Raw genomic sequence first — 7,512 nt, 5'->3', positions numbered from 1 at the left:
AACGCTCGCGCTGAGCCTCGACCCCTGGCCGCGCGCAGCCGGCGCCGAGGAGGTGCTCAAGGAGGCCGGCGTGGTCAGCGAGGACGAGGCGCAGGAGGCGGCGAGCCCGTTCGCCGGGCTCGCAGGGTTGAGGGATAGTCTGAAAGGCTAGGCTTCTCCGCGGCAGGAGAATGCCGCGGATCAGAACGGCCGCGAATCAGAATGGAACGTCGTCGTCGAGGTCGCTGTCGAACGCCGGCGCGGGGCGCTGCTGGCGCGATCCGCCGCCCGAGCTGCCCCCGCCGAAGCCGCCGCCACTGCTGCCGCCCATGCTGTCCATGTCGTCGCCGAAGCCGCCGCCGCCCTCGCGGCGGTCGAGCAGGACCAGCTCGCCGCGGAAGCGCTGGATCACGACCTCGGTCGAATATTTGTCCTGGCCGCTATTGTCCTGCCATTTGCGGGTCTGCAGCTCGCCCTCGAGATAGACCTTCGAGCCCTTGCGCAGATATTGCTTGGCGACCCGACCGAGATTCTCGTTGAAGATCACCACCCGGTGCCATTCGGTCCGCTCCTGGCGATTGCCTTCCTTGTCCTTCCAATTCTCCGACGTCGCGACCGACAGGTTCACGACCTCGCCGCCCGAGCCCATCGTGCGGGCCTCCGGATCCTTGCCCAGATTGCCGACGAGAATGACCTTGTTGACGCTGCCCGCCATCATCTTGCTCCTAAAGCCCTAGAAAAGTCGCCACCCAGAAAGTCGCGCCGGCGGCAATATAGGCGAGCGCGAACAGATAGACGAGCATGAAGACGGGCCAGCGCCAGCCGTTGGTCTCGCGCCGCGCGACGGCAACGGTCGACAGACATTGCGGCGCGAACACGAACCAGGCGAGGAAGGCGAGCGCGGTCGGCAGGCTCCAGCGGCCGCGCAGCTGGCTGGTCAGCGACTGCTCGGCCTGGGCTTCATCGCTCTGCTGGACCGAATAAGCGGTCGCCAGCGCCGAGACCGCGACCTCTCGCGCGGCCATCGCCGGGATGAGGGCGAGCGAAATCTCGTGGTTGAAGCCGACCGGCCGCATCACGACCTCGAGCCCGGAGGCGATCTTGCCGGCGATCGAGCTGTCGAGCGCGGTCTCGCCGGGACGCGGCTGCGGGAAGGAGAGCAACGCCCACAGGATGATCGTCGAGACGAGGATGATCGTGCCCGCGCGCTTGAGGAAGATGATCGCGCGCTGCCACAGGCCGAGCAGGATGTCGCGCGGGTGGGGCAATTGATATTTGGGCATTTCCATCATGAAGCCCTGGTGATTGCCCTTGGCGATCGTGCGGCTCAGCACCAGCGCCGCAAGCAAGGCGCCGACGATGCCGATGAGGTAGAGGGCGAACAGCACCAGCCCCTGCAGCCCGATGCCCGAGGCGACGCTGCGCGCCGGGATGAACGCGCCGATGATGATCGCATAGACCGGGAGGCGCGCCGAGCAGGTCATCAGCGGCGCGATCATGATCGTCGTGAGGCGGTGCTTGGGATCCTCGATCGTCCGCGTCGCCATGATGCCCGGGACGGCGCAGGCGAACGAGGAGAGCAATGGGATGAAGGCGTGACCGGACAGGCCGACCCGCGCCATCAGCCGGTCCATCAGGAACGCCGCGCGGACCATGTAGCCGGTGGTCTCGAGCAGAAGGATGAACAGGAAGAGGATCAGGATCTGCGGCAGGAAGACGATCACCGAGCCGACACCCGCAAGCACGCCGTCGACCAGCATCGATTGGAGGAAGCCGTCCGGCACCGCCGCGAGGACAGCCTGCTGGGCGGCGCTCACCGCCGCCTCGATCAATGCCACCGGCGCCTGCGACCAGGCGAACACCGCCTGGAACATGACGAACATGATCGCGGTGAAGATCAGCGGACCGAGCAAAGGATGAAGCGCGATCACGTCGAGCCGCGCGCTCCAGCGGCGGGTCGCCGTCTCGCTGACGGTCGCGGCCGCGGCGATCGCGCGCGCGCGCCGCTGCAGCGCGACGAAATCCTCCTCGCCTGCGCCCCGCATCCGCCGCGCGCTGCCGATCGCCGTGCTGAGCTCGAGCTTGAGCTCGTCGACTCCGCGGCGGCGCACCGCGACCGTTTCGATCACCGGGACGCCGAGCTCGCGCTCGAGCGCCGCGGCGTCGATGATCAGGCCGTCGCGCTCGGCGAGATCGACCATGTTGAGCGCGACGACGGTCGGCAGCCCGAGCGCGATGATCTGCAGCGCGAAACGCAGGTGGTTGTCGAGGTTGGTCGCGTCGATCACCAGCAGCAAGGCGTCGGGAAGCCGCTCGCCTTGCTGCTTGCCGACGACGACATCGCGAGTCACCGCCTCGTCGGGGCTCGACGGATCGAGGCTATAGGCGCCGGGCAGGTCGACCAGCTCGACCGGCCTGCCGTCGGGCAGCGACAGCCGCCCCGATTTGCGCTCGACCGTGACGCCGGGATAATTGCCGACCTTCTGGCGCGCGCCGGTGAGCTTGTTGAACAAGGCGCTCTTGCCGGCATTGGGATTACCGACGACCGCAACCAGCGGGATCGAGGTCATTGCGCCGTTTCGACCGAGATCGTCTGGGCGTGCGCGCGCCGGATCGCAACGGTCATCCGCCCGATCCGCACCGCGAGCGGATCGCGTCCGATCGGGCCGCCGTGCAGCGCCTCGATGCGGACGCCCTCGTCGAGGCCGAGGTTGCGCAAGCGGCTCGCCTCGGCCGGAGTCAGCGCCGTCCAGCGAACGTCGGTCACCGTCGCGGGCGTACGGAAAGGAAGCTGGTCGAGGCGCACGGTCACTGGACTCATTTGCTGTTGATGCAACTGATTATCAATAACGTGCAGGAAAGACCAGAGTCTTGCAAGGCAAGGCGCGCCGCCTGCCTGTGCTGGATAGGAAGGGAAATTGTCTACCCGTCCCGGGCGGGCAGGCCCTGCGTTATGCGGCGTCGGCGCCCCAGAGGTTGGCCGATGGTGCGGCGAAGGTCGTCGCGCTCGGCGTCGTTAGGCGGGCAGCGCTACCGTTGCCGGCGATCACGCATTTGGCGCGACCCCAGAACTTGGCCTGGTAGAGCGCGGTGTCGGCTTCGGAGAGCAAGGCGCCGAGATCCCGCCCGTGATCGGGGTAGAGCGCGACGCCGGCGCTGACGCCGATGATCGCGGCTTCGCTGCCGATGATATAGCCCATCTCGCCGATCGTCTGGACGAGCGATTGTCCGAACGCGAGCGCCTCCGCGGCCGAACGAGCCGGTGCGACGACGACGAATTCATCGCCGCTGAGCCGCCCCACCGAATGATCCGGGCCGGTCGCCGACCGCAGCCGCTCGGCGACCGATTTGAGCAGTTCGTCGCCGACCTGATGGCCGAAGCTGTCGTTGATCACCTTGAAGCCATCGAGATCGAGGTAGAAGAGCGCGAGGCTTTGTTCGGGCGTCGCGTCAATGCGCTCGGCGATGTCGCGCGCGAGGCCGCTGCGGTTGAGCATGCCGGTGAGGACGTCGTGGCGCGCCCTGCGCTCGTCCTCATGGTCGGCGAGCAAGCTTTTGATGAGCAATTTGTTGAGCTGGAACGACGTCGCGGCGATCGCGCCGAGATAGAAGGGGATCTGCGCGCCGAGGAACAGCATGATCGGCTCGCCCGAGAAAAAGGCCGCCAGCGCGCACGGGCCGAGCAGCAGCACGACCATCGGCACGACCAGGCGCGGCGCGGCGAAATTGCGCAGGCAGACCATGCCCGCGGTGAATGCGCTCGAAAGGCAGGCGATCGTCGCCACCACCCAATCGCCGCTCAACACGCTGAGGAAGGTGCCACAGCCCAGGCTGCCCGAACCGAGCAAGGCGAGCACGAAATGCGTTCGCAGCGGACACGGCGTCCCGGCGGCAAGTGCACGATGGCAGACGAAGAAGACTGCAATGCGCAACGCAATCAGGGCGACTTCGACCGCCCCCCAGATCACGAACAGCTGGGTCGGCAGACGGAATGCGATCACTGCGGCGATGCCGACCGCGTGAAGCAGCCCCGCAACGTAGAGCGGAGGCATGCTGAACAGGCTGCGCAGCAGCGCCGTTCGCGTCTCTTGGGGCAGCGTTCCGCTGGGGTCGACCAACCAATCGGCGAAGAACCGAGGCGCGTCGATCGGCGAGTTCATGCCCCTGTCCACGGCACCTTTAATCCTGATCCACTCAACGCCGCGCCATCGCGGCCCGGCTTCAGTTTATTCGGTGACGATTAACCCTTGCCATCTGCGCTCCCTGCGGGTTGCCGCATGGCCTTGGCGCTTGCGCAGGTCGACAAAAACGACTCTTAGAACAGGAACCGTAAAGAAGCGTTTACCGCAAAAGCCGAATGCAACGGCCAACCCATGGCCCGAGGAACGGCAATGCAGCGCGAGAAGCAACTATTCGACAGATAGCGGCCCTTCCTTATCGAGTGGAAAGCGACGGATCGCTGCGACTGCTGATGATCACATCGCGCGAGACGCGGCGGTGGGTGATCCCCAAGGGCAATCGCATCCGCGGTCTGCCGGCGCACCTCGCGGCGGCGCATGAGGCCTATGAGGAAGCCGGCGTCTCCGGCATCGCCTGCCCGAGCGCGATCGGCGCCTACCGCTACCTCAAGCGCCGCAAGGACGGCTCGACGCGCGAGGTCGCGGTCGACGTCTTCCCGCTGGCGTTCGTCTCCCAGGCGGACGAGTGGCCGGAGCAGAGCGAACGCGACACACGCTGGTTCACGCTCGCCGATGCCGCCGACGCGGTCGAGGAGGCCGAACTGAAGGCGATCATCGCCTCGTTCAAGGCCGATGCGCCGGTCGCTAGCCGCGGCACCCGCGCCTTGTTATGGGTCCGCCGCAATATAAGCGAAAGGGTGCCGATGCTGCGGTGGTTTCATGCGTTAATGCCGAAGCAGGGCCGCTTTTTCGAGTTGTTCGAGGATCATGCCGCGACCCTGGTCGCCGGCGCCGACGCGCTCGCCAAGCTGCTGCAGGGCGGCACCTCGATCGAGGAGCATTGCCGGGAGATCATCGCGCGCGAGCATGAGGCGGACGAGATAACGCGCGAGGTGCTGCAGGACGTGCGCCGCACGTTCGTCACGCCGTTCGATCGCAGCGCGATCACCGATCTGATCGGATCGATGGACGATGCGATCGACCAGATGCACCAGACCGCGAAGGCGATCACCTTGTTCGAAGTGCGCGAGTTCGAGCAGGAGATGCGCGACATGAGCGCGATCATCGTCGAGGCCGCGCGCATCACGGCCGACGCGATGCCGCTGCTGCGCTCGATCGGGCGCAACGCCCCCAAGCTGCACGAGCTCACCGAGCGGCTGGTCCGCATCGAAGGCCATGCCGACGAGATTCACGACAATGGCCTCAAAGCCCTGTTTCGCGCCCACGGCGACGGCAATGCGATGAACTTCATCGTCGGCAACGAGATCTACAACCATCTGGAGAAGATCGTCGACCGCTTCGAGGATGTCGCGAACGAGATCCAGGGTCTCGCGATCGACCACGCCTGATTCGGCCGACCGATGACCGAAACCCTCGCGCTTCCGCTGCTGTTCGCCCTGATCGGGGTGGCGCTGGCGTTCGACTTCCTCAATGGGCTGCACGACGCTGCCAACTCGATCGCCACGGTCGTCTCGACGCGCGTGCTGCGCCCGCAAGTGGCGGTGGCCTGGGCGGCCTTCTTCAACTTCATCGCCTTCCTGTTCTTCGGCCTGCACGTCGCGCAGACGGTGGGGACCGGAATCATCGACGCCGCGATCGTCGACCCGCAGGTGATCTTCGGCGCGCTGATGGGGGCGATCACCTGGAATCTCGTCACCTGGGGGCTCGGCATTCCGTCGAGCAGCAGCCACGCCCTGATCGGCGGGCTGATCGGCGCCGGCACCGCCAAGGCCGGGCTTTCCGCGATCGTCTGGTCGGGGGTGCTCAAGACGTCGGCCGCGATCATCATGTCGCCGTCGATCGGTCTGCTGCTCGCGCTGCTGCTGGTGCTGATCACCTCATGGCTGTTCTCGCGAACGAGCGCGCCGACCGCTGACCGGCGCTTCAGGCGGCTGCAGCTGATCTCGGCCGCGCTCTACTCGCTCGGCCATGGCGGCAACGATGCCCAAAAGACGATGGGCATCATCGCCGTGCTGCTCTACTCGCAGGGGATGCTCGGCGGCAGCTTCCACGTGCCCTTCTGGGTCGTGATCACCTGCCAGGCGGCGATGGGGCTCGGCACCTTGTTCGGCGGCTGGCGCATCGTCCACACGATGGGGTCGAAGATCACCCGGCTGACCCCGGCGCAGGGCTTCTGCGCCGAAACCGGCGGCGCCATCACCTTGTTCGGCGCGACGTGGCTCGGCATCCCGGTCTCGACCACGCACACGATCACCGGCGCGATCGTCGGGGTTGGCGCGGCGCGCCGAATGTCGGCGGTCCGCTGGAACATCGCCAGCCGGATCGTCTTTGCCTGGATCGTCACCCTGCCCGCGGCCGGCGTCGTCGCGGCGCTCTTCTACTGGCTGGCGGGATTGTTCTGAGGATCCCCGAGGGTCTCACTCAGACTCAATCCCGGTTCATTGACCCGGAATTGAGATTTCTTTTGTTTCCGTGATTTCCGAGTCGTCAGGTGATTCCACCTGACTTGAAATCACTTCAGCCGACCGGGTAGCGCAGCCGCCCGAGGAAGCGGCTGAGGCTGGGCAGCCGCTCGCGGCTGCCGCGCCATTGCGCCTTGAACTTCTCGAAGCGCATGACGTCGTCGATGCGGCGGTCGACGAAGCCGCGGGTCTGCACGAGATCCTCGCTGTCGTCGTCGAGGTAGACGAGCATCGCCGACGTGTAGAGCGCCGAAAGGATGCCGCGCTTGCTGTAATGGCTGAAATCGGTCGAGACGTCGCCGGCGATCCGCCACATCCGATCGGCCGCGCGCCACGCGAGCCGCGCTCCAGCCATCGCATTCTGCGGCAAGGCGAGGATCGCAAAGGCGCGGCGCAATGCCTCCTTGTGCGGATTGATCATCGCAATGCGGTCGAGGATCAAGGTGCGGATGCGCTCGCGGATCTTGAGCTGCTCGACCCTCTCGAGGGGCCAGGCGCTGGCCATCGCCCGATCGATCGCATCGAACCAGGCATCGATCATCTCGAGCGCGCCGCCGGGAAAGGCGAGCCGGGCGCGCTCCGCCGGCACCCCAAGCTCGGCAGCGGCCATCGCCAACGCCTTGTCGCTCCACCCGTCGAAGGCGGCGTTGCCCGGGATCAGCGGCGCGAGCGCGGCGCGTAGCTCGTCGAGGGTCATGTCTAGCGGGCTGGTCATCTCATTGGGCGCGATCATCATCCACTCCGGTCGCGCCCAAGATGCGCCCGCGCTCGGCCGCTTTCAAGCCGGCGCGGCGGCCAGGCGCCCGCATTGCGGGGCGACGGGAATTGGGTGGTTCATCGCCGCATCGAATCCCGCTAACGGTGCGCCCTGTCCTTCGGAAAGGAGTTTTGATGCCGTCTCTGTTCGAACCGATCAAGCTCGGCGCGATCAC

At 66.5% G+C, this 7,512-nt stretch carries 7 protein-coding genes; 2 read left to right on the top strand and 5 right to left on the bottom strand.

The window, feature by feature from the left end; genetic code table 11:
• Positions 1-196 precede the first annotated feature (196 nt).
• From ssb to V6M48_RS02725, 4 genes are all read right to left on the bottom strand, one after another.
• A complete protein-coding gene (gene ssb, locus V6M48_RS02740; protein WP_332810991.1) occupies positions 197-694 on the bottom strand; it encodes a single-stranded DNA-binding protein in 498 nt (165 codons plus the stop codon).
• Between the two features lie 10 nt (positions 695-704).
• Positions 705-2,549 carry a ferrous iron transporter B gene (feoB, locus tag V6M48_RS02735; RefSeq protein WP_332810990.1) on the bottom strand — a complete coding sequence of 615 codons (1,845 nt, stop codon included), beginning with the start codon at positions 2,547-2,549 and terminating at the stop codon, positions 705-707.
• The gene (locus V6M48_RS02730) at positions 2,546-2,800 is read right to left on the bottom strand and encodes a FeoA family protein (protein WP_443019036.1); all 255 of its coding nucleotides are present in this window, start codon (positions 2,798-2,800) and stop codon (positions 2,546-2,548) included. The genes feoB and V6M48_RS02730 overlap by 4 nt, the downstream gene beginning before the upstream one ends.
• A 130-nt stretch (positions 2,801-2,930) precedes the next feature.
• Complete coding sequence (locus tag V6M48_RS02725) at positions 2,931-4,139, bottom strand: GGDEF domain-containing protein (protein ID WP_332810989.1); 1,209 nt, start codon at positions 4,137-4,139, stop codon at positions 2,931-2,933.
• 251 nt (positions 4,140-4,390) lie between these two features.
• Between V6M48_RS02725 and V6M48_RS02720 the strand changes: the two genes are divergently transcribed.
• On the top strand, positions 4,391-5,506 hold the full coding sequence (locus V6M48_RS02720) for a DUF47 family protein (RefSeq protein ID WP_332810992.1): 1,116 nt from the start codon (positions 4,391-4,393) through the stop codon (positions 5,504-5,506).
• Between the two features lie 12 nt (positions 5,507-5,518).
• Positions 5,519-6,520, top strand: a complete 1,002-nt coding sequence (locus V6M48_RS02715; protein WP_332810988.1) for an inorganic phosphate transporter — start codon at positions 5,519-5,521, stop codon at positions 6,518-6,520.
• 115 nt (positions 6,521-6,635) lie between these two features.
• Here V6M48_RS02715 and V6M48_RS02710 read toward each other — a convergent pair whose 3' ends face one another.
• Positions 6,636-7,313, bottom strand: coding sequence for a COQ9 family protein (locus V6M48_RS02710; RefSeq protein WP_443019035.1), 678 nt, complete (start codon positions 7,311-7,313; stop codon positions 6,636-6,638).
• Between the last annotated feature and the right edge of the window lie 199 nt (positions 7,314-7,512).

Source organism: Sphingomonas sp. (genome assembly GCF_036677245.1).
Lineage (GTDB): Bacteria > Pseudomonadota > Alphaproteobacteria > Sphingomonadales > Sphingomonadaceae > Allosphingosinicella.
This window is presented reverse-complemented; position numbering and strand designations above follow the sequence as displayed.

What these genes read in the sequence shown, in the direction of transcription:
- V6M48_RS02710 (WP_443019035.1), bottom strand. Translation starts at nt 7,313, where the DNA reads ATGATCGCGCCCAATGAGATGACCAGCCCGCTAGACATGACCCTCGAC.
- feoB (WP_332810990.1), bottom strand. Translation starts at nt 2,549, where the DNA reads ATGACCTCGATCCCGCTGGTTGCGGTCGTCGGTAATCCCAATGCCGGC.
- V6M48_RS02715 (WP_332810988.1), top strand. Translation starts at nt 5,519, where the DNA reads ATGACCGAAACCCTCGCGCTTCCGCTGCTGTTCGCCCTGATCGGGGTG.
- V6M48_RS02730 (WP_443019036.1), bottom strand. Translation starts at nt 2,800, where the DNA reads ATGAGTCCAGTGACCGTGCGCCTCGACCAGCTTCCTTTCCGTACGCCC.
- ssb (WP_332810991.1), bottom strand. Translation starts at nt 694, where the DNA reads ATGGCGGGCAGCGTCAACAAGGTCATTCTCGTCGGCAATCTGGGCAAG.
- V6M48_RS02725 (WP_332810989.1), bottom strand. Translation starts at nt 4,139, where the DNA reads ATGAACTCGCCGATCGACGCGCCTCGGTTCTTCGCCGATTGGTTGGTC.